Annotated in this window: 16 protein-coding genes; 12 read left to right on the top strand and 4 right to left on the bottom strand. The window is 72.5% G+C overall.

From position 1 onward, the window contains the following. A partial coding sequence (locus AB0A95_RS03145) for an anti-sigma factor (RefSeq protein WP_357553899.1) occupies positions 1 to 639 on the bottom strand: 639 nt, incomplete at its 3' end. Between the two features lie 125 nt (positions 640 to 764). On the opposite strand from AB0A95_RS03145, the gene AB0A95_RS03140 reads away from it, so the two are divergent. The 6 genes from AB0A95_RS03140 to AB0A95_RS03115 all read left to right on the top strand — a co-directional run bounded on the left by AB0A95_RS03140 (position 765) and on the right by AB0A95_RS03115 (position 6,467). Beyond that, entirely contained in the window at positions 765 to 1,418 is a 654-nt protein-coding gene (locus AB0A95_RS03140; RefSeq protein ID WP_357553898.1) for a class F sortase, read from the top strand. Between the two features lie 91 nt (positions 1,419 to 1,509). Beyond that, positions 1,510 to 2,685, top strand: coding sequence for a cysteine desulfurase family protein (locus AB0A95_RS03135; protein WP_357553897.1), 1,176 nt, complete (start codon positions 1,510 to 1,512; stop codon positions 2,683 to 2,685). Between the two features lie 223 nt (positions 2,686 to 2,908). After that, entirely contained in the window at positions 2,909 to 3,982 is a 1,074-nt protein-coding gene (gene mnmA / locus AB0A95_RS03130; RefSeq protein ID WP_357071412.1) for a tRNA 2-thiouridine(34) synthase MnmA, read from the top strand. A gap of 37 nt (positions 3,983 to 4,019) precedes the next feature. Continuing rightward, positions 4,020 to 5,024, top strand: a complete 1,005-nt coding sequence (locus AB0A95_RS03125; protein WP_357553896.1) for a methionine synthase — start codon at positions 4,020 to 4,022, stop codon at positions 5,022 to 5,024. Between the two features lie 36 nt (positions 5,025 to 5,060). After that, positions 5,061 to 5,426, top strand: a complete 366-nt coding sequence (locus AB0A95_RS03120; RefSeq protein WP_357553895.1) for a VOC family protein — start codon at positions 5,061 to 5,063, stop codon at positions 5,424 to 5,426. Between the two features lie 30 nt (positions 5,427 to 5,456). Beyond that, a complete protein-coding gene (locus AB0A95_RS03115; RefSeq protein ID WP_357553894.1) occupies positions 5,457 to 6,467 on the top strand; it encodes an ADP-ribosylglycohydrolase family protein in 1,011 nt (336 codons plus the stop codon). 119 nt (positions 6,468 to 6,586) lie between these two features. Here AB0A95_RS03115 and AB0A95_RS03110 read toward each other — a convergent pair whose 3' ends face one another. Then, positions 6,587 to 7,129: a type II toxin-antitoxin system PemK/MazF family toxin gene (locus tag AB0A95_RS03110; protein WP_357553893.1), complete on the bottom strand. Its 543-nt coding sequence runs from the start codon at positions 7,127 to 7,129 to the stop codon at positions 6,587 to 6,589. A gap of 361 nt (positions 7,130 to 7,490) precedes the next feature. Here AB0A95_RS03110 and ligA point away from each other — a divergent pair, with 361 nt between their 5' ends. The 6 genes from ligA to AB0A95_RS03080 all read left to right on the top strand — a co-directional run bounded on the left by ligA (position 7,491) and on the right by AB0A95_RS03080 (position 18,357). Further along, a complete protein-coding gene (gene ligA, locus AB0A95_RS03105) occupies positions 7,491 to 9,626 on the top strand; it encodes an NAD-dependent DNA ligase LigA (protein ID WP_357553892.1) in 2,136 nt (711 codons plus the stop codon). Between the two features lie 157 nt (positions 9,627 to 9,783). Further along, on the top strand, positions 9,784 to 12,501 hold the full coding sequence (locus tag AB0A95_RS03100; RefSeq protein ID WP_357553891.1) for an EAL domain-containing protein: 2,718 nt from the start codon (positions 9,784 to 9,786) through the stop codon (positions 12,499 to 12,501). A 145-nt stretch (positions 12,502 to 12,646) separates the two neighbouring features. Next, positions 12,647 to 12,952, top strand: a complete 306-nt coding sequence (gatC, locus tag AB0A95_RS03095; RefSeq protein WP_007456314.1) for an Asp-tRNA(Asn)/Glu-tRNA(Gln) amidotransferase subunit GatC — start codon at positions 12,647 to 12,649, stop codon at positions 12,950 to 12,952. Beyond that, positions 12,949 to 14,424 carry an Asp-tRNA(Asn)/Glu-tRNA(Gln) amidotransferase subunit GatA gene (gene gatA, locus AB0A95_RS03090; protein WP_357553890.1) on the top strand — a complete coding sequence of 492 codons (1,476 nt, stop codon included), beginning with the start codon at positions 12,949 to 12,951 and terminating at the stop codon, positions 14,422 to 14,424. The genes gatC and gatA overlap by 4 nt, the downstream gene beginning before the upstream one ends. 13 nt (positions 14,425 to 14,437) lie before the next feature. Then, positions 14,438 to 15,937 (top strand): Asp-tRNA(Asn)/Glu-tRNA(Gln) amidotransferase subunit GatB, encoded by a 1,500-nt coding sequence (gatB, locus tag AB0A95_RS03085; RefSeq protein WP_357553889.1) that lies wholly within the window; start codon positions 14,438 to 14,440, stop codon positions 15,935 to 15,937. 62 nt (positions 15,938 to 15,999) lie between these two features. Further along, positions 16,000 to 18,357, top strand: a complete 2,358-nt coding sequence (locus AB0A95_RS03080; RefSeq protein ID WP_357553888.1) for a pyruvate dehydrogenase — start codon at positions 16,000 to 16,002, stop codon at positions 18,355 to 18,357. A 308-nt stretch (positions 18,358 to 18,665) separates the two neighbouring features. On the opposite strand, the gene AB0A95_RS03075 is transcribed toward AB0A95_RS03080, so the two are convergent. Continuing rightward, a complete protein-coding gene (locus AB0A95_RS03075; RefSeq protein ID WP_357553887.1) occupies positions 18,666 to 20,228 on the bottom strand; it encodes a metallophosphoesterase in 1,563 nt (520 codons plus the stop codon). A gap of 61 nt (positions 20,229 to 20,289) precedes the next feature. Continuing rightward, a complete protein-coding gene (locus AB0A95_RS03070; protein ID WP_357553886.1) occupies positions 20,290 to 21,462 on the bottom strand; it encodes a PQQ-dependent sugar dehydrogenase in 1,173 nt (390 codons plus the stop codon). Positions 21,463 to 21,526: the final 64 nt, after the last annotated feature.

Genomic DNA, 21,526 nt, shown 5'->3' with positions numbered 1-21,526 from the left:
CGAGCCCGGAGTGGCCTGGCGCACTGTGAGCACCGCGTTGAGCAGCAGCACGCCCTGGGCGGCCCAACCGTCGAGGTTGCCGCTGCGCGGCTTGGTGTCGTACTGCTCGGCGGAGACGTCGACCACCGAGTAGCTCGTGAGGTCGACATTCGGGGGCAGGGGTAGCAGGGCATCCTGGCCGCCACCCAGGGTGCCGACCGAGAACATCTCCATCGTCGTCGGATTGATCAGCCAGACCTCGTAGTACCCCGGGACGCGCGGGAGATTCGCCACATGCAGATGTAGTTGGCCGTCCTGGAAAACCCGGGCGTCGCCCTTGGCCGCCGGGGGCGTCGACCCGTACGCCGCCAGCGGGGCGCTCGCCACCACCACCGGCTTCGGTGCGGGCGCCGGGTCGTCCAGCTGGAGCACCGAGACCGTGCCCACCACACCGACCGCCGCGGCGGCGGCAGCGGTCACCGCGCTGGCCGCCCAGCGGGACCAGCCACGACCCCGCCGCGACCGGCGAACCGAGCCCAGCCGGGTGACCGTCGGCTCCGCCACCGTGCCGGTGGCCGGCTCCGCCACTGCGTCGATGGCCGGCTCCGCCACGGTCCCGGTGGTCTGTTGCGGCACCAACGGTCGGCGGATCTCGGTCACCGACGGTCGGCTCTCCGCCGCGCTGACCTGGGCCTGGGCACGTGGTGGTACGCGCTCACCGGTGCCGGCGTACTCCTGCTGTTGGTTGGTGGTGTGCGGATGGCGACCGCGCGGACCGGTCGCAGGTGACGGTGCGCAACCGCGGCGCGCTGGCGGCCCTGGCCGCCGGCGTTGCCGCGCTCACCGTCGCCGCGGTGGTGGCGTGCGGCTCCCAGCCGGCCGGGACCGTGGGCGCCGCGGAGGCGAGCGCGTTGGCCAGCACCCCGACGACCGCCGCCAGCGTTGCGTCGGTCCCGGTGACCGCCGGCGAGTTGCCGGCCGACGCGGCGATCATCCCGCCGGTACGGCTGGTGATCCCGGAGATCGACGTCACCGCCACCGTCAACGCGGTAGGCGTCAACGAGCGGACGAACGAGTTCGAGGTGCCGCCGAGCGTCGACCAGATCGGGTGGTACCGCTACGGACCCGGGCTGGAGGCCCCCACCGGCTCGGTGGTCATCGCCGGTCACGTGGACAGTGCCAGGCAGGGCAGGGGGGCGTTCTTCCGGCTCCGTGAGCTGGACCAGGACGACACCCTGACCGCGACCGGCAGCGACGGCACGGCACGGCGGTACCGGGTCGTCGCCCGGGAGGAGTACGCGAAGACCAGGATTCCGTTGGACCGCTACTTCGCCCGGGACGGCAAGCCGCGACTGACCCTGATCACCTGTGGCGGGCCGTTCGACGCCACGGCGCGCAGGTACCGGGACAACATCGTCGTCACCGCGGCGCCCGCCTGACCGGGCCGGGGTGGGACGTCCCACCCCGGCCGTCGCGCCGGGTCCCCTCCGCCATCCGGGCTCCGCGGTGTCGGCCGTAGGCTGAGCGGTGATGGCTTACCTGGATCACGCGGCGACGACTCCCATGCTCGATGAGGCACTGGAGGCGTACGTCGCTACCGCCCGCGAGGTCGGCAACGCGTCCTCCCTGCACGCGGCGGGTCGCCGTGTCCGCCGCCGGGTCGAAGAGTCCCGCGAGAGGGTGGCCGCGGTGCTGGGCGCGCGGCCGTCCGAGGTGATCTTCACCGGTGGTGGCACGGAGAGCGACAACCTCGCGGTCAAGGGCATCTTCTGGGCCCGCCGGGGAGCCGCCCCGCAACGCCGTCGGGTGGTCTCCAGCGCCGTCGAGCACCACGCGGTGCTGGACGCGGTGGACTGGCTCGTCGAGCACGAGGGCGCCGAGGTCGGCTGGTTGCCGGTGGACGCCGCCGGTCGGCTCGACCCGGAGGACCTGCGCGCCGAGCTGGCCGCGCACGCCGACCGGGTGGCGGTGGTCACCGCGATGTGGGCGAACAACGAGGTCGGCACCGTCCAGCCGGTCGCCGAGCTGGCCGCGGTCGCGGCCGAGCACGGTGTGCCGTTCCACACCGACGCCGTCCAGGCGGTCGGTCAGGTGCCCGTCGACTTCGGCGCCAGCGGTGTCACAGCGCTGACCGTCACCGGGCACAAGTTGGGCGGCCCGACCGGGGTGGGCGCGCTGCTGCTCGCCCGGGACGTGGCGGCCACGCCGCTGCTGCACGGCGGCGGCCAGGAGCGCGACGTCCGCTCCGGCACCCTGGACACCGCCGGCATCGTCGCCTTCGCGGTCGCCGTCGAGAGCGCCGTGAAGGGCCAACAGGAGTACGCGGCCCGGGTGGCCGCACTCCGCGACGACCTGATCGAACGGGTTCGTCGGGCGGTGCCCGAGGTGATCTACAACGGTGACCCGGCCGACCGGCTGCCGGGCAACGCGCACTTCTCCTTCCCGGGCTGCGAGGGCGACGCCCTGCTGCTGCTGCTCGACGCCCAGGGCATCGCCTGCTCGACCGGGTCGGCCTGCTCCGCGGGTGTGGCCCAACCCTCACACGTGCTGCTGGCGATGGGCGCCGACGACGACCGCGCCCGCTCGTCGCTGCGCTTCTCCCTCGGCCACACGAGCACCCAGGCCGACGTCGACGCCCTCATCGCGGCCCTACCCGCAGCGGTAGACCGAGCCCGCCGAGCCGCAGCCCTCCGCACCCCCCGCTAGCCGGCCCCCCACCCCCACCCCCCCCACCCCCCGGGCCCACCCCCTTCCCTCCGCGGTCGATCATGGAGTTGTGGTGCCGAGAAGATGGCGAATGGCGGCTTTTGTCACCCACCACAACTCCTTGATCGACCGCGGAGGGAAGGGGTGGAAGACGTCACTTCGCCGCCGACGGAGCCGGTACGGGGTGGGTGGGTAGGCTGGCGGTGGGGAAGGGAGTGCGCTGGTGAGGGTTTTGGCGGCTATGTCGGGCGGGGTCGACTCGGCCGTGGCGGCGGCGCGGGCGGTGGCGGCCGGGCATGACGTGACAGGCGTACACCTGGCGCTGGCCCGCAATCCACAGACCTACCGGACCGGGGCGCGCGGCTGCTGCACCCTGGAAGACTCCCGGGACGCGCGACGGGCCGCCGACGTGATCGGCATCCCCTTCTACGTCTGGGACATGGCCGACCGCTTCCACGAGGACGTGGTCGACGACTTCGTCGCCGAGTACGCTGCCGGCCGCACCCCGAATCCCTGCCTGCGCTGCAACGAGAAGATCAAGTTCACGGCGGTGCTGGACCGGGCGGTGGCCCTGGGCTTCGACGCGGTGGTCACCGGGCACCATGCTCGGCTCGGTCCGGACGGGCTGCTGCGGCGCAGCGTCGACATCGCCAAGGACCAGTCGTACGTGCTGGCCGTGCTCACCCGCGAGCAACTGGACCGGTCGATCTTCCCGCTTGGCGACTCGACGAAGGCGCAGGTCCGCGCCGAGGCCGCCGAGCGTGGCCTGGCGGTGGCCGACAAGCCGGACTCGCACGACATCTGCTTCATCGCCGACGGCGACACCCGCGGCTTCCTGGCCGGACGGCTCGGCGAGGCGCCCGGCGACGTGGTCGACGCGAGCACCGGCGCGGTGGTCGGCAGTCACCGCGGCGCGTACGCGTACACGGTGGGGCAGCGTCGTGGGCTGCACCTGGACCGGCCCGCCCCGGACGGGCGGCCACGCTACGTGCTGTCCATCACGCCGAAGACCAACACGGTGACCGTCGGCACCGCCGAGGCGCTGGAGGTGTCCGAGGTGCGCGCCGTTCGTCCGGTCTGGACCGGCGGCGCACGCCCGGACGCGCCGGTCGAGTGCGAGGTGCAGCTGCGTGCGCACGGCGACGTGGTCCCGGCGACCGTCGCCCTCGACGGTGACCTGCTGCACGCCGAACTGCGCCGGCCGGTCCGCGGTGTCGCCGCCGGTCAGGCTGTGGTCGCGTACCGGCCGGACCCGGCCGGCGACGTGGTCCTCGGCTCGGCGACCATCACCGCCTGACTGCGCGGCACGGCCGTTCGCGGGATAGCCTTCGGCCGTGACAGATCAGGCGTGGCCCTGGCCGGCCGGCGCGGCAACCGGACTTGGTTCGCTGCCCGGCACCGACATCGGCGAGGCCCAGCGGGTGGTCCTCGGTGAGCTTCCCGAGCTGCCCCACCTGCCCGAGTTGCCGGCCCGTGGCCCCGGCGCGGACATGATCGGCCGGTCCGCCGGGCTGCTCGTCGAGCTGCCCGTCGAGGTGTACGCCGGACGGTGGCGGGTCGCCCCACGCCCGGGGCGCGACCTGCGCCGGGCCGCTGACCTCATGGAACGCGACCTGGACCAGCTCGCCGAGCAGGCCGAGGAGTACGACGGCCCGATCAAGGTGCAGGCCGTTGGCCCGTTGACGCTGGCCGCCTCCCTGGAGTTGCCGATCGGTGGCCGCCTGTTGCGTGACCCCGGCGCGGTCCGTGACCTGACCGGCTCCCTCGCCGAAGGGCTGCGCGCGCACGTCGCGGCGGTCACCCGGCGGTTGCCCCGGGCGTCGGTGCTGCTCCAACTCGACGAGCCGTCACTGCCGACAGTGCTGGCCGGACGCGTGCCGACCGAGAGTGGCCTGGGCGCGTACCGGGCGGTCGAGTCGGTGGACGCCGCCGCGCTGCTGCGTGAGGTCGTCGACGCGGTCGGCGTGCCGACGCTCGTGCACTGCTGCGCCCCCGACGTACCGCTGGAGCTGATCCGCTCCACCGGCGCCGTCGCGGTCGCCCTCGACCTCGACCTGGTCACCAAACTGGACCCGCTGGGCGAGGCGATCGACGCCGGCCTCGGGTTGCTGGCCGGGGCCGCGCCGACTCGGCCGCCGTCGGCCGGTGGCACGCCGACCTCCGCGCAGATCGCCGATCGGGTACGTCAGGTCTGGGACCGCCTCGGCTTTCCTCGTCGGCAGTTGGCCGAGCAGGTGGTGCTCACCCCGGCCTGCGGTCTCGCCGGTGCCACCCCGGAGTACGCGCGTGCGGTGCTCGCGGCCTGTCGGGACGCCGGCCGGCGGCTGGCCGAGGACTGAGGTTTCCCGTCGTACCGGGTGGGCAGGATGACGGTCATGATTGGACAGCTGCGTTCAGTGGTGATCGATTGCCCGGATCCCCGGGCGTTGGCGGAGTTCTACGCCGAGCTGCTCGGCGTGCCCATCGCCGAGGGTGAGACGGAGTCCGACTGGGTGGTGCTTGGCGGTCCGCCCGGCCACCAGCCGCGTCTGGCCTTCCAGCAGGCGCCCGACCTGCGGCCACCGGCCTGGCCGGACCCGGAGCGTCCACAGCAGTTCCACCTGGATGTGACGGTGGACGACATCGAGAGCGCGGAGAAGGCGGCGCTTGCGCTCGGGGCTCGGCGGCTGCCGGGCGAGGGCGAGGGTTTCCGGGTGTACGCCGACCCGGTCGGCCACCCGTTCTGCCTCTGCTGGGACTGAGCCCGACGTGGGTTGCGGCGGCCGGGCATCATGGCCGCCGTGATCCCCACCTCTTCGCAGCGCGCCTCCGGTTCACTCTTCGGCCTCGCCTACGGTGACGCGCTCGGCAAGCCGACCGAGTTCCTGACCGTCGCCGAGATCGCGCACCGGTACGGCCCGACCGGCCCACGTGAGCTGTCCGGCGAGCCGGCACCTGTCACCGACGACACCCAGATGGCACTCGCGGTGGGCTGGGCGCTGCACGAGGCGCCCTCGCTCACCCCGGAGGCGGTGGAGCCGCTGCTGCGGCAACGCTTCCTCGCCTGGTCGGTCAGCCCGGACAACAACCGTGCCCCGGGCATGACCTGCCTGCGAGCCTGCGCGGAGCTGGGCCGTGGGCTGCGCTGGCAGGAGGCGACAGTGGCCGGGTCGAAGGGGTGCGGCGCCAACATGCGGGTCACCCCGGTCGGGTTGCTCGACGTCGACCTGGACACGCTGGCCGGGCTGGCCCAGTTGCAGGCCGGGATGACCCACGGCCACCCGACCGGGCTGGCCGCCAGCGAGCTGACCGCGTACGCGGTCTTCGCGCTGCGCGCGGGCGCCACACTGCCCGAGCTACCCGCCCTGCTCACCGAGCGGGCGCTCGCCCAACGCCTGATCTACCGGGAGCGGTGGCTCGGTGACCTCTGGCAGCGTCCCGGTACGCCGTCGCCGGAGACGTTCATCGCCCGAGGCTGGGACGAGTGCCTCGTCGCCCTGGGCCGACTGACGACCGCCCTGAGCCAGCCGGACGACGGCGGCGACCCGTGCCGGGCCACCGGGGAGGGCTGGGTTGCCGAGGAGGCGCTGACCACCGCGTTGCTCTGCGCCATTCGGCACGCCGACGACCCGGTGGCCGCCCTGGCCCGGGGCGCGACCACCGCCGGCGACTCCGACTCGATCGCCGCCCTGGCCGGCGCGTTCGTGGGTGCGGCCGTCGGCATGGCCGCCTGGCCGACCGGTTGGATAAACCGCATCGAGTACGCGGACCAACTCACCACCCTCGGCGCCGCCTGGGACTGACCTCACCTGCCTCGCCGGCCTGCCTCGCTGTGATCCACTCGGTTTCCTGAAAGTCGGGGTGTCCCGTGGTGTCGGATGCCGCGTTTTGCAGGAAGCCGAGTCGATCACGCCGTCTTTGGTCAAGGGGTGGGCAGGTGACGCAGGCTGCGGACCCTGCGCCACAGGTCGGCGTCGCAGCGGCCGGCGCGGTCGGCGAACGCGGCCGAGCTGAGTCGGATCGGCTCGGTCAGGCTCAGGTAGCTGTCGTGCTCCGCGCCGGGATCCCAGTCCCGGGTGGGGATCCGTACGTGGTCGTCCCGGTCACTCTTGTCCTGACTGGTGATCTTCAGGACGTCCGCTCCTCGGGAGTCCGCCCGCAGCACCAGACAGGGCCGCACCTTCGAGCCGCTGCCATCGGCGTACGGCACGTCGGCCCACCAGATCTCGCCCGGTGCCGGGGCGTCCCGCCGGTCGGTGTCGCGTGAGCGGGGCTTGGCACCCGGCCGGTCCGTGCCGCGCGGTCGAGGTGGGGTGGGCCGACGACCACCGGTGCCGCCCGTGGCACGGCGATCCGGTCGGGGGCCCGACGGGCGGGTGGAAACCCGGTGCCGCCAGCTGTTCCATGCCCAACCCGCACCCACGGCCAGCAGGATCGCCACCGCCCAGAGCAGCGCCTCGCGCATAGCGTTACCTCCTGCCACCGACGGAGGGCATCTCCGCCGCCTGCCCACCGGGGACGAACCCCCGCCTGACGGCTCGCGGGCCGCGCTGTCCGGCGATCCTCGCACGTCGCCGCCCATGCCGCCCGCCAACCACACCGCGGCTGCCCCAACCCCCAACGGAACCCCGGGGAAATCCCCTTGATCACTTGATGCTGAGCAAGGGGATCGGCCCGTCCGAGCCACCGAGCATCAACTGATCACGGAACGCGGCGGAGAGGAACGTCGCTGCGATCGCGGGCGGGCAACGGATTGTCCCACCGGCCCGATACCGTGCCGGAGTAGCGTGATCAGGGAGGTCGCAGGCGTGTCCGAAGGTGGCGGTGTGTCCGAGGAGCAGATCGGTCAGCAGGTCAGCCCGGAGCAGGAGGCGGCGGCCGGGGCTGAGCCGACGCCGCAGGCCCGGGAACGGCACGCCATGCTCAGTCAGGAGTTGACCGAGCATCAATACCGCTACTACGTGTTGGACGCGCCGATCATCGCCGACGCCGAGTTCGATCGGCAGCTGCGCGAGTTGGAGGCGCTGGAGGCGGAGTTCCCGGCGCTGCGCACGCCCGATTCGCCGACCCAGCGGGTGGGCGGCACGTTCTCCACCGACTTCACCCCGGTCACCCATGCCGAGCGGATGCTGTCGCTCGACAACGCCTTCGCCGACGAGGAGTTGGCGGCCTGGGCCGAGCGGGTCGAACGGGACGCGGGCGGCCCGGTGCCCTACCTGTGCGAGCTGAAGGTCGACGGGCTGGCCATCAACCTGACCTATGAGAAGGGCAGGCTGGTCCGGGCCGCCACCCGGGGTGACGGTCGCACCGGTGAGGACGTCACCGCCAACGTACGCAGCATCCGGGACGTGCCCGGCGAGCTCGCCCCCTCCGCCGAGTTCCCGGACATCCCGGAGCTGTTGGAGGTCCGGGGCGAGATCTACTTCCCGATCGCCGCCTTCGCCGATCTCAACGCAAGTCTGGTCGAGCAGGGCCGGGCACCGTTCGCCAACCCGCGCAACGCCGCCGCCGGCAGCCTGCGGCAGAAGGACCCGCGGATCACCGCCTCCCGGCCGCTGCGCCTGGTCGTGCACGGCATCGGCGCCCGCCGGGGGTTCCAGCCCACGGCCCAGTCCGAGTCGTACGCGGCGCTGAGGTCGTGGGGGTTGCCGACCAGCGATCGGTGGCGGGTCGTCCCGGATCTGGCTGGCGTGGCGGAATACATCGCCCACTACGCCGAGCACCGGCACGACGTCGAGCACGAGATCGACGGGGTGGTGGTCAAGGTCGACCCGGTCTCCATCCAGGGTCGGCTCGGTTCGACGAGCCGTGCCCCGCGTTGGGCGATCGCCTTCAAGTACCCGCCGGAGGAGGTCACCACCAAGCTGCTCGACATCGAGGTCGGTGTGGGGCGCACCGGGCGGGTCACGCCGTTCGCGGTGCTGGAGCCGGTGCACGTGGCGGGCTCGACTGTCGCCCAGGCCACTCTGCACAACGCCAGCGAGGTGGAACGCAAGGGCGTGTTGATCGGTGACACGGTGGTGGTGCGCAAGGCGGGTGACGTGATCCCCGAGGTGCTCGGCCCGGTGGTCGACCTGCGTCCCGCCGACGCGCGTGCGTTCGTGATGCCCACCACCTGCCCGTCCTGCGGCACGCCACTCGCCCCCGCCAAGGAGAGCGACGTCGACATCCGCTGCCCCAACACCCACAGCTGCCCGGCGCAGTTGCGGGAGCGGGTGTTCCATCTGGCCGGCCGTGGCGCGTTCGACATCGAGGTGCTCGGCTACAAGAGCGCGGGAGCACTACTGGACGCGCAGATCATCACCGACGAGGGCGATCTGTTCCAGCTCGACGCCGAGCAGTTGGCCCGGTCCCCGTTCTTCGTCAACAAGGACGGCACCCTCGGCAGCAACGCGGCCAAGTTGTTGGACAATCTCGCGGTCGCCCGGCAGCGCGAGTTGTGGCGGGTGCTGGTGGCGCTCTCCATCCGGCACGTCGGCCCCACCGCGGCTCGGGCGCTGGCCCGGCACTTCCGCTCAATGGACGCCATCGAGGCGGCCACGGAGGCGGAGCTGTCCTCGGTCGACGGGGTCGGGCCGACCATCGCGGCGAGCCTCCGGGAGTGGTTCGCGGTGGACTGGCACCGCGAGGTCGTCCGCAAGTGGGCCGAAGCCGGCGTACGAATGGCGGAGGACGTGGTCGACGAGGGGCCGCGCCCGTTGCAGGGGTTGACAGTGGTGGTGACCGGCACGCTCGCCGGTTTCTCACGGGACCAGGCCGTCGAGGCCGTGGAAACCCGGGGCGGCAAGGTCAGCGGGTCGGTCTCGAAGAAGACGGGCTTCGTGGTCGTGGGGGACAACCCGGGTTCCAAGGCCGACAAGGCGGCCAGCCTCAAGGTGCCGGTGCTCGACGAGGCAGGGTTCCAGCTTCTGCTGGACGCGGGGCCGGATGCCGCACGGGAGGTCGCTCAACCGGGCGGCTGACCCGGCACGCGACGTGGTGCGGTGACAGGTCGCGTATACCAACTTAATTACGACTACGACCGATTCGTGACTGTCATACCGGGAAACTGGGGGCTGAGGGCGTTTCATTGGGTCACGACGCGCGCACCGGCACGTCGACGGTCGGTCGGGAGGTGTGGTGGAGGTCGCCGATCCACGCAACTCGCTGCCCCCGGGGCGAGTGGCGCCGTTCGCTGCCTTCGTCGCCGGCATCCTGGTGGTGGCCACGCTGACCGCGGCCGTTCCACTCGCGACGCTGCCCGGTGAGGTGTCCGGGCTGCCTGTGGCGTTCTGGACGATGGCCGCCCTCGCCGTGGTCTGCGATGCCCGCCCCTTCGTCCCGCCGGGGCGCCGGCAGACCTCGGCGGTGTTCCCCTCCACCTGCTTCACCTTCGCGATCCTGCTGGGTTGGGGCCTCGGCCCGGCGGTGGCGGTGCAGGCGGTGGGTGTCGTCGTCTCGGGCTGGCGGATGCGGCACGCGGCGTGGCGGACGGCGTTCAACGTGGGGCAGTACGCGTGTGCGCTCGCCGCCGCGTACGGGGTGATCCTGCTCGGGCCGGGCACCATCTTCTCCGGCGGACGGTTGCACTGGACCGACGTGGCCGCCGTCGGCGGCGCGACACTGGCCTGGTTCGTCGTCAACTACGGGTTGGTCAGCTGGGCGGTGCGGCTGCGCTTCGGGGACCGGTGGTGGCCCACCCTCCGCCAGGGGCTCGGCTTCGAGTTGCTCTCCACCGGTTCGCTGCTGTTGCTCGCCCCGGTGCTGGTCGCCGCCGCGCGGGTCAGTGCGGCGCTGATCCCGCTGGTGCTGGTGCCGCTCTTCGCCGTCTACCGGATGGCCCGGCTGACCGTCGAACAGCAGCACCTCGCCGCCGCCGACCCGCTGACCGGCCTGCCCAACCGCAAGGCCCTGTTGGTCGAGGTGGCGGAGCAGGTGCACCTGCATGCCGAGCGGACGGCCCGGGGCGGCCCGGACGGGCAGTTGGCGCTGCTGCTGATCGACCTGGACCGCTTCAAGAACGTCAACGACGCCCTCGGGCACGCGGTGGGCGACCGGTTGCTGGTCGAGGTGAGCGCGCGGCTCACCGACGTGCGGCCCCGACCCCAGATGATCGCCCGGCTGGGCGGCGACGAGTTCGCCATCGTGATGACCGGGCTGACCGACGTCGGTCAGGCGCGGGAGTTGGCCGACCAGGTGGTCCAGGCGTTGGCCGAGCCGGTGCCGCTCGACGGGCTTCCGTTGGATGTGGGCGGGTCGATCGGGATCGCCCTCTTCCCCGAGCACGGGGAGGACTTCGCCACTTTGATGCGCCACGCCGACGTGGCGATGTACGACGCCAAGCACCGCAACGACACGGTTGCCGTCTACGCCCCCGAATCGGACCACAACTCCGCCGAGCGTCTCGGCCTCCTCGCCGATCTGCGCCGGGTGCTGGAGTCCGGCCCACCGGTCGTCGAGCCGTTCGACGCCAACCCGGCCACCCAGGCCGAGCAGGGCGACCAGGGTGAGCGGGCCGGGCCGGGCGAGCGAGCCGGCGAGAGCGAGCGGGCCGGCGAGAGCGAGCGGGCCGGGCGGGGCGACGGGAACGGCCGGCACTCCGTACCGGATGAGGTTGCCGCGGAGCGGGCGGTCGGCGTACCCCTCAATGCGACGGCCGAGGTGCGCGGCGGTGACGGGGCGGCGCTGCCCACCGGGGCCGCGGCCGAGGCCGCGCCACACGCGGACCCGGCACCGGCGATCGTGACGGCACCGCCGCCCGGTCGACGGTGGGGGCGTCGTCGGCGCGGCGACGCGGAGGTGGCGCACGCCGACGAGCTGATCAAGCGGATCGCCACCGGAGCCGACCCGATCCGGGGCCGCAACACCCGCGCCACGGTCGGCGGCAACCGGCCGGGCCAGACCGGGGAGCGACGTGCCGGGCTCGGAAACGACAGGCGGTCGCCGAACGGAGGCGCTGTCGCCGCGATGGGCAACGGTGGCCTCGGGCCGCTGCGGGACATCGGGCCGGGCTCACCGGGGCGACCGCTCGAATCGACGGGGTGGGCGCACGCGGATGGCGGTCCGGCCGACGACGCCGGGGAAATCACTATGTATTACCAGCCGCAGATCGCCATCGCGACCGGCGAGGTGGTCGGTGTCGAGGCCCTGCTGCGGTGGCGGCACCCGCGGCGGGGCATGGTCGACCCGGAGGAACTCATCCGGGTCGCCGAGCAGAGCGCCGTGATGCGGCTGCTCACCCGTCGGGTGGTCGACGACGTGGTGGAGCAGCTCGCCACGTGGTCGGCGGCCGGCGTCGGCCTGCGCGCGGCGCTGAACGTGAGCGTGCGCGACCTGCACACCGGCGAGATCGCCGACCAGATCGCCGACCGGCTGGCCCGTTACGGGGTGCCGGCCGAGCGGCTACAGGTGGAGATCACCGAGGGCGCGTTGATGGCCGACCCGCGCCGGGTGCTGGCGACCATCTCCCAACTGCACCGGATCGGGGTGGGCATCGCGCTTGACGACTTCGGCACCGGCTACTCGTCATTGCAGCACCTGCGCAGGTTGCCGCTGTCCGAGGTGAAGGTGGACCGGTCGTTCGTCCTCGGCATGGCCGACGACGCCGACGACGCGGCGATCGTCCGGTCGATGATCGACCTGGCCGGCGCCCTGGGGTTGCGGGTGGTGGCCGAGGGCGTCGAGGACGAGCGGACCTGGCGGATGTTGCACGCCGCCGGTTGCGACGCGGCGCAGGGCTGGTTCTACGCCCGACCCATGCCCGCCGCGGAGCTGGTCACCTGGCTGGCCCGGTACCGGCCGGTGCGCCCCACCGGCGGGCACCCGCAGGCCGACGTCACGCGTCGCCCCACCCGCTGACCCGGCACGTGGCCGGCGGAGGGGGAGTCCGGGGACGCGGCACCGGAGCGGAGCAATAGACTCGCTCCGGTCACCGCGCGTCACGCTCCAGTCGTCGCGCGGCCGGCACACCGCCCGACCAGCAGGACATCAGAAGGGGGCACGGATGGCCGCCATCTCCCGCGAGGAGGTCGCGCACCTGGCACGCCTGTCGCGGCTCGCCGTCACCGAGGAGGAGCTGGACACGTTCGCCGGCCAGCTCGACGTGATCCTCCAGGCGGTCGCCCAGGTCGGCGAGGTCGCCGCCGCGGACATTCCGCCGACCTCGCACTCGGTGCCGTTGACCAACATCTTCCGCGAGGACGTGGTCACGCCGTGTCTGACCCCGCAGGAGGCGCTGTCCGGCGCGCCCGACGCCGAGGACCAGCGGTTCCGCGTTCCGCGGATCCTGACCGAGGACGTGGCTTCATGACCGATCTGACGAGAATGACCGCGACGGAGATCGCCGCGCTGGTCGCTGGCGGCGAGGCCTCCGCCGTCGAGGTGACCCAGGCGCACCTGGACCGGATCGCCGCTGTCGACGACCGGGTGCACGCCTTCCTGCACGTCGACAGCGACGGCGCGCTCGCCGCGGCCCGCGCGGTGGACGAGCGCCGGGCCGCCGGCGAGGAGTTGGGCCCCCTGGCCGGTGTGCCGGTCGCGGTGAAGGACGTGCTCGCCACCCGCGGCGTGCCGACCACCGTGGGGTCGAAGATCCTGGAGGGCTGGCGCCCGCCGTACGACGCGACGATCGTGCAGCGGCTGCGCGAGGCCGGCACGGTGATGCTCGGCAAGACCAACATGGACGAGTTCGCGATGGGCTCCTCCACCGAATACTCGGCGTACGGCCCAACGCACAACCCGTGGGACCTGAGCCGGATCCCGGGTGGCTCGGGCGGTGGCAGCGCTGCCGCGCTGGCCGCGTACGAGGCGCCGCTGGCGATCGGATCGGACACCGGCGGCTCGATCCGCCAGCCCGGCGCGGTCACCGGCACCGTGGGCGCGAAGCCCACCTACGGCGGCACCTCCCGGTACGGGCTGGTCGCCTTCTCCTCGTCGCTGGACACTCCCGGCCCGTGTGCCCGTACCGTGCTCGACGCGGCGCTGCTGCACCAGGTGATCGGTGGGCACGACCCGCGGGACTCCACCTCGATCCCGCAGCCGGTGCCGGACGTGGTGGCGGCGGCGAAGCTCGGTGCGACAGGCGACCTGACCGGGGTGCGGCTCGGCATCGTGAGCGAGTTCGTCGGCGAGGGCGCCGAGCCGGGCGTGATGGCCGCGTTCCGCGAGTCGGTGGACGCGCTGACCAAGATGGGCGCCGAGGTCGTCGAGGTCTCCTGCCCGACGTTCGCGTACGCGCTGCCGGCGTACTACCTGATCGCCCCGAGCGAGTGCTCCTCCAACCTGGCCCGGTTCGACGGCGTCCGGTTCGGCCTGCGGGTCGGCGACGACGGCAACAGGTCGCTGGAGGAGGTCATGTCGTTGACCCGGGAGGCCGGCTTCGGCCCGGAGGTCAAGCGCCGCATCATGATCGGCACGTACGCGCTGTCGTCGGGTTACTACGACGCGTACTACGGGCAGGCGCAGAAGGTTCGCACGCTGATCACCCGGGACTTCACCGCCGCGTTCGAGCGGGTCGACGCGTTGATCTCGCCGACCACCCCGTTCACGGCCTTCCCGATCGGTGCCCGCACCGCCGACCCGTACCAGATGTACCTGGCCGACCTGTTCACCATTCCGACGAACCTGTACGGCGGGCCGGGCATCTCGGTGCCCTGCGGCCTGTCCGACGGGCTGCCCGTCGGCCTACAGGTGATGGCCCCGACGCTGGCCGACGACCGGATGTACCGGGTCGCCGCCGCGTTGGAGTCCGCGATCGGCACGTTCACCCCACCGGCACTGTGAGGCAGGAGCCCAGATGACCACGACACTGCCCGCGTACGACGAGGTCGTTGCGCGCTTCGAGCCGGTGATCGGCCTGGAGACCCACGTCGAGCTGGGCACGAACACCAAGATGTTCTGCGGTTGCCCGACCGACTTCGGTGGCGAGCCGAACACCCGGGTCTGCCCGGTGTGTCTGGGCCTGCCCGGTTCGCTGCCGGTGGCCAACAAGGCGGCCATCGAGGCGATCATCCGGATCGGCCTGGCGTTGAACTGCTCGATCGCCGAGTGGTGCCGGTTCGCCCGGAAGAACTACTTCTACCCGGACATGCCGAAGAACTTCCAGATCAGCCAGTACGACGAGCCGATCTGCGTCGACGGTTACCTGGACGTCGAGGTGGGCGGCGAGACGGTGCGGATCGAGATCGAGCGGGTGCACCTGGAGGAGGACACCGGCAAGACGCTGCACGTCGGTGGCGCCACCGGCCGCATCCACGGCGCGACCGAGTCGCTCGTCGACTACAACCGGGCCGGCATCCCGCTCGTCGAGATCGTCACCAAGCCGATCACGGGCACCGGCGCGCTCGCCCCCGATGTGGCCAAGGCGTACGTCGCCGAGCTGCGTGACGTGATCCGCACCCTCGGTGTCTCCGACGTGCGGATGGAGGAGGGTTCGCTGCGCTGCGACGTGAACACCTCACTCAACCTGCCGGGCGCGGAGTGGGGCACCCGTACCGAGACGAAGAACGTCAACTCGCTGCGGTCGGTGGAGCGGGCGGTCCGCTCGGAGATGCTGCGCCAGGCGTCGGTGCTCGACGCGGGTGGCCGGATCACCCAGGAGACGCGCCACTTCCACGAGGACACCGGTGACACCACCCCGGGCCGCTCGAAGGAGACGGCCACCGACTACCGGTACTTCCCCGAGCCGGACCTGGTGCCGATCGCCCCGGACCGGGCCTGGGTCGCCGAGCTGAAGGCCGCCCTGCCGGAGCTGCCCCGGGTGCACCGGCGTCGGCTCCAGGAGCAGTGGGGCCTGTCGGACCTGGACATGCAGTCGGTGCTGAACGCGGGCGCGGTCGAGCTGATCGAGGCCACAGTCGCGGCCGGCACCACCCCGGCCGCGGCCCGCAAGTGGTGGCTGGGTGAGCTGTCCCGCCGGGCCAACGAGAGTGGCGTGGAGCTGGCCGAGATCGGTGCCACCCCCGCCCAGGTCGCCGAGCTTCAGGGGCTCGTCGACGCCGGCAAGCTCAACGACAAGATGGCCCGCACGGTGTTGGAGGGCGTTGTCGACGGTGAGGGCTCGCCCACCGAGATCATGACCAGCCGGGGCCTGGAGGTCGTGTCGGACACCGGCGCGCTCACCGCCGCCGTGGACGAGGCGATCGCCGCGAACCCCGGCATCGCCGACAAGATCCGCAGTGGCAAGGTCGCGGCGGTCGGCGCGCTCGTCGGCGCGGTCATGAAGACCACCCGTGGCCAGGCCGACGCGAAGACCCTGCGCGAGCTGATCCTGGAGCGCCTCGGCGTCCAGGGCTGACCGGCACACCCACCCCGCACCCCTCGCGAGGGCGTCAACGGCGACGCCCGAATGGAGCCACAGTGACCCAGCACGACCTCGATGTCCTCGACGAGATCCAGCGGCGGGTGCTCTGGCTCGCCACGAGGATCGTGGACGCCGCCAACCACGACCGGGCCACCGGCGACGGTGTGAAGGTCGGTGGCCACCAGGCGTCCAGCGCCTCCCTGGTCACGGCGATGACCGCGCTGTGGTTCGCGCACCTGGACGCCGAGGACCGGGTCGCGGTGAAACCGCACGCGTCGCCGGTGTTCCACGCCATCCAGTACCTGCTGGGCAACCTGGACCGCTCCTACCTGCCCCGGCTGCGCGCCCGTGGTGGCCTCCAGTCGTACCCGTCGCGCACCAAGGACCCGGACGCTGTGGACTTCTCCACCGGTTCGGTCGGTCTGGGCGCGGCGGCGCCGCTCTTCGCCGCCGCCACCCGGCGGTACGTCGACGCGCACTTCGGGGCCCGCCCGCACTCCCGGTTCGTGGCGCTGATCGGGGACGCCGAGCTGGACGAGGGCAACATCTGGGAGGCGGTGGCCGACCCGGCGACCACCGGGCTGGGCAACGTCATGTGGCTCGTCGACTTCAACCGGCAGTCGCTGGACCGGGTCGTGCCCGGCATCCGGATCAACCAGTGGCGGGGTCAGTTCGAGGCGGCCGGCTGGCACGTCGTGGAGGTCAAGTACGGCCGTCGGCTCGCCGAGGCGTACGCCCGGTCGGGTGGCGATGCGCTGCGCGACTGGATCGACGCGATGCCCAACGAGCAGTACCAGTCGCTGTTCGGGTTGACCGGCCCGCTGCTGCGCAAGCAGTTCCTCGACGGCGCGCCGGCCGGCATCGACGAGCTGATCGCCCACGTCAGCGACGAGGAGCTGGGCCCGCTCGTCACCGACCTGGGCGGGCACGACCTGGCCGCGATGCTCGACGCGTACGCCCAGTGTGACGCGGTCACCGACCGGCCCAGCGTCGTCTTCGCGTACACCGTGAAGGGTTGGGGTCTGCCCATCGCCGGCAACCCGCGCAACCATTCCGCGTTGCTCAGCTCGGAGCAGGTCGACACGCTGCGCGTCGCGCAGGGGTTGACCCCGGAGACCGAGTGGGACCGCCTGGACCCGGCGTCACCCGCCGGCATCCGCGCCGGCGCCCGCCGGGAGGCGCTGTCCCGCGCGCCCCGCCAGCGCGCGCTGGGGGTCACCGTCCCGGAAAGCACGGGAGTACGCGCCACCAAGCCGATCTCCACGCAGGAGGTCTTCGGTCGGGTGCTCGTGGACCTGGCGCGCGACCGGGAGGTGGGCCGCTACCTGGTCACCACCGCCCCGGACGTGGCCACCTCCACCAACCTCGCCGGGTTCATCAACAAGACCGGGGTGTTCGCACCCACCGAGCAGCGTTCCTGGACCGAGGACCGGATGCTGCGCTGGACCGAGAGCCCCGCTGGGCAGCACATCGAGCTGGGCATCTCGGAGATGAACCTGTTCCTGCTGCTGGGCCAGCTCGGTCTCTCCTGGGACCTGTCCGGGCAGCCGCTGCTGCCGGTGGGCACTGTCTACGACCCGTTCGTGCTCCGCGGCCTCGACGCGTTCCTGTACGGCACCTACTCCGGCTCCCGGTTCGTGGTGGCCGGCACCCCGTCCGGCATCACCCTCGCCCCGGAGGGTGGTGCCCACCAGTCCACCATCACCGCGTCGGTCGGCCTGGAGCTGCCCGGGGTGACGTTCGTCGAGCCGGCGTACGGCGCCAGCCTGGACTGGCTGCTCTGTGACGCGCTCGGGCAGATCGCCGGTGGGTCGACCCCGGCGGCGACCGCCGCACCCGCTGAGGACGGCGCGTACTACTTCCGACTGAGCACCCGCCCGCTGGACCAGGCGCCGTTCGAGGCGGCCCGGGCGCGGCTCGGCGACGCGGTGCTGCGCCGGCAGGTGGTCGCCGGGGCGTACCGGCTGGTCGACGCGCACCAGGCGTACCCGCACCTGGCCGACGCCCCGGTGGTGCAACTCGCCGCCTCCGGCGCGGTGCTGCCCGAGGTGCTGGCCGCCGCCGCGGAGCTGGCCGACGAGGGCATCGCCGCGCACGTGGTCGACGTGACGAGTCTCGACCGGCTCTACCGGGCCTGGCAGCGCACCCTGCGGCAGGGCGTACGGACGGCCACCGTGCCCAGTGTGCCGGGCGCGCTGCGGTCCGCGTTCGCCGACCGGGTGCCGGTGGTGACAGTGCACGACGCCGCGTCGCACGCGATGGCCTGGCTCGGGTCGGCGGTCGGCGCGCCGGCGGTGCCGCTCGGCGTGGACGAGTTCGGCCAGTCCGGCACCGTCGCCGAGCTGTACGAGTTGCACGACCTGCTGCCCGGCAGCATCGTCAACGCCGCCCTGGCCGCCATCGCCCTGCGCTGACCGCGACGGGAAGCGGTATCACACTGAGTGAGTCGCAGAGGAAAGAACCCGTTCCCAACTCGCGGTGATCGCCCCTGTCACCCCCCACCAGGCCGTTTCTTCCTTTGCTCTGCACCCGCGGATGCACCACCGTTCTGAACAGCGCGAACTGACTGTTGCTCGACCGGCGTCATGCCGTGGGTGGCGTACCGACAGTGACTGGTGCAGATTGGGCAGCAGAGCAAAGGGGGGAGGCATGGGTGGTGGGGGCGCGTCTCTGTTTACTCTCTGTCGCACTTGAGGGACGGTGGTCGCCCTTCGACGCCGCGTCAGCCCGTCGGGCTGGTGGTGGGCGAGGGGGACGCCCCGACGGGGTTCTCCACCAGGTGCCGTTCCAGGTTGACCTGGGCCTGCCCGGTGCCGCCCACGGTGATGGTGTCGTACGCCTGGAGCATCTTCTGCTGGTCGAAGTAGAGCACGCTCATCGACAGCGGGGTCGGTTTCTCACCCTCCAGGCCGCGCAGCCCGGCGCCGCCGGTGGACCCCTCCACCATCAACGTGGTGGGCTGCTGCCCGGGGGCCTGCGGCAGCTTGGAGACCTGCTGGGCGTGGGTGTGCCCGGCCAGCACCAGCGGGCAGGTGCCGGCCAGCGGCCCGGCCGACGCCGGGTCGTGCACCAGCGCGATGTTGACCGGCCGGGGTGACTGGCGCACTGTGGTCGCGAGCTGGTCGCCGACGCCGATCACCTGGTCGGCCACCTGCTGGGTGAGGCCGCTGCCGGCGGGCGAGGTGTTCTTGTCCGGGGTGAAGCGCGGGTCGCCGATGCCGGCGATGGTCAGCCCCGCGACTGTCGTCGTCGAGTTGTTCAGGACTACCGCGTTGGGTTGGCGGGCGACGGCGGCGGCGGTCTTGCCGGAGTCGTGGTTGCCCCGGATGAAGACGTACGGCTTCTTCAGCAGGCCGATCGAGCCGACGAAGGAGGCCTCCGGCTCGCTGCCCCAGTCGGTGATGTCGCCGGTGTCGATCACCGCGTCGATGCCGAACTGCTCCACCACGGTCCGGATCAGTTGCCAGCCGGTGGGATTGAGGTGCATGTCGGAGACGTGCAGCACCCGCGTGGTGCCCGGGGTCGGCTCCAGCAGCGGAAGCGCCGAGACGGTGGTGTAGAGCTGGCTGACGTTGCCGACCAGACGTTGCAACTGCTCGGCGTACTTCGTGTAGTCGTTGGCGATCCGGCGGGCGTCGCCGACGATGGCTGGTGCGTTGACCAGCAGACCCTCGTAGCGTGGCTCCTCGATCGCCTGGGGACGTACGGTGGCGGCCGCCGTGCCGAGGCTCCCGGCGGTGACAAGCAGCGCGAGCCCGCCCGCCCAGGCGGTCCGGCGGACGTTGCGGAAGATCAGCCCGGCCAGGACCAGTGTGACAAGCACCGCCGCGCCGAGGGTCCGCAGGCCGAGCCGCATCACACCGGAGCGGACGTCCTCCACGGCGCTCTGGCTGGCCCGGCTGATGCTGGCCGGGTCGTCGATCAGCGCCTCGGTGCGCCCCTGGTCGAGTGCCCCCAGCCGCACGGTGAGGTGGGTCGGCCCGTCGTGGCTGTCGAGCAGCAGCGCGCCGAGCGGCGGTATGTCGACGGTGGTGCCGCCGTCGCGGGCGGGGGAGATGCTGAGGTTGGCCCGGAACGGCCCGATGTCGGTGTCCACCTGACCGCCGGCCAGCACCCCGAGCACCGCCCCGGCCACGGCCACGGCGAGGACCGCGACCACCAGCCCGATGCGGCGCAGCGGGCCAGCGGGGCCGACCAGCGAGCGCGTCGGGCGTGGCGGAGCGCCGTCGGTCACCGGGGCGTCCCGGTCACCGGCGTCGTCGTGCTCGTCGCGCTGTCCGTCCATGGTGAAATTCTGACCTGCCCGCCGAAAGATCTTGGCAAACCTGAACGGATGGTGACGAATGTCAGCTGCGGCCGCCGTCGCCACCCGCGAAGACCACCCGCAGGAGGCGGTCGTCGTCGCCGGCGGGGTCACCCCGTCCGTCATGGTTGGAGGTGCTCACCCAGAGTGAACCGTCCGGTGCCGCGGCCACCGCGCGCAGTCGACCGTACCGGTTGGTGAGCACCTCACTGGGCTGACCGAGCAGCGTGCCGGTGTCGGTCAGCTCCATCACCCAGAGGCGCTTGCCGCGCAGGCAGCCGGTGACCAGCAGCCGGTCCGTGGCGGCCAGGCCCGAGCAGGACGCGTCCGAGGTCGCCCACTGGGTGATCGGGTCGGTGAACCGCCGGTCGCCGGCCCGCCCCTCGACCTCCGGCCAGCCGTAGTTGCCGCCCTTGGTGATCTGGTTGATCTCGTCCCAGGTGTTCTGGCCGAACTCGACGGCGTACATCCGCTTGGCGGCGTCCCAGGCGAAGCCCTGGACGTTGCGGTGGCCCTGGGACCAGACCGGCGAACCGGGGTACGGGTTGCCCGGGGCGGGCTTGCCGTCTCGGGTGATCCGGAGGATCTTGCCGCCGAGGCTCTTCACGTTCTGGGAGAGGGGGCGCTGACCGGCGTCACCCGTGCTGACGTAGAGCTGCCCGTCCGGGCCGAAGCCCAACCCGCCGCCGTTGTGCACATTGGCCTTGGGGATGCCGGTGAGGATCGGGGTGGGCTGCCCGCCGAGTTGCAGCCGGGCCACCCGGTTGTCCTGCTCGGCCGTGTAGTAGACGAAGATCGTCCGGTCTTGTGCGTAGTCGGGGGAGACGGCGATGCCGAGCAGGCCGCCCTCGCCGGCCGCCGCGACGTCGGCGATCGTCTGCACCGGGCGGACCCGCAGCCCGTCCGGCCCGGACTCGGGGCCGACCTGGAGGATCCGGCCGTTGTCCCGTTCGGTGACCAGCGCCGCGCCGTTCGGCAGAAAGGCGATGGCCCACGGCACCCGCAGACCCTTCGCGAGGACCGTCGCCACCGCCTGCTGGCCGGTGCCGCCGGGGCTCGCCGACGCGGACGGCGTGGGCAGGTTGGGCGGCTCGCCGGCCGGGTCGGGCTCCGGTTCGCCGAAGCTGCAACCCGCGGTGAGCAGCAACGCCGCGCAGGATGCGGCGAGGGTCACCCGGAGGCTACGGACGCGAGGGTACGAGGGACGGGCTCTCACCCGGCCCAGGGTAGCCGGCCGGACGGCCGGGTCGGGCCCGTCGGATCCGACGGGTGCCGGCGGC

It is taken from the genome of Micromonospora sp. NPDC049230 (assembly GCF_040647875.1).
Taxonomy (GTDB): domain Bacteria; phylum Actinomycetota; class Actinomycetes; order Mycobacteriales; family Micromonosporaceae; genus Micromonospora.
The sequence above is the reverse complement of the archived record's forward strand: the minus strand, read 5'-3'. Positions and strand labels throughout refer to the sequence as shown.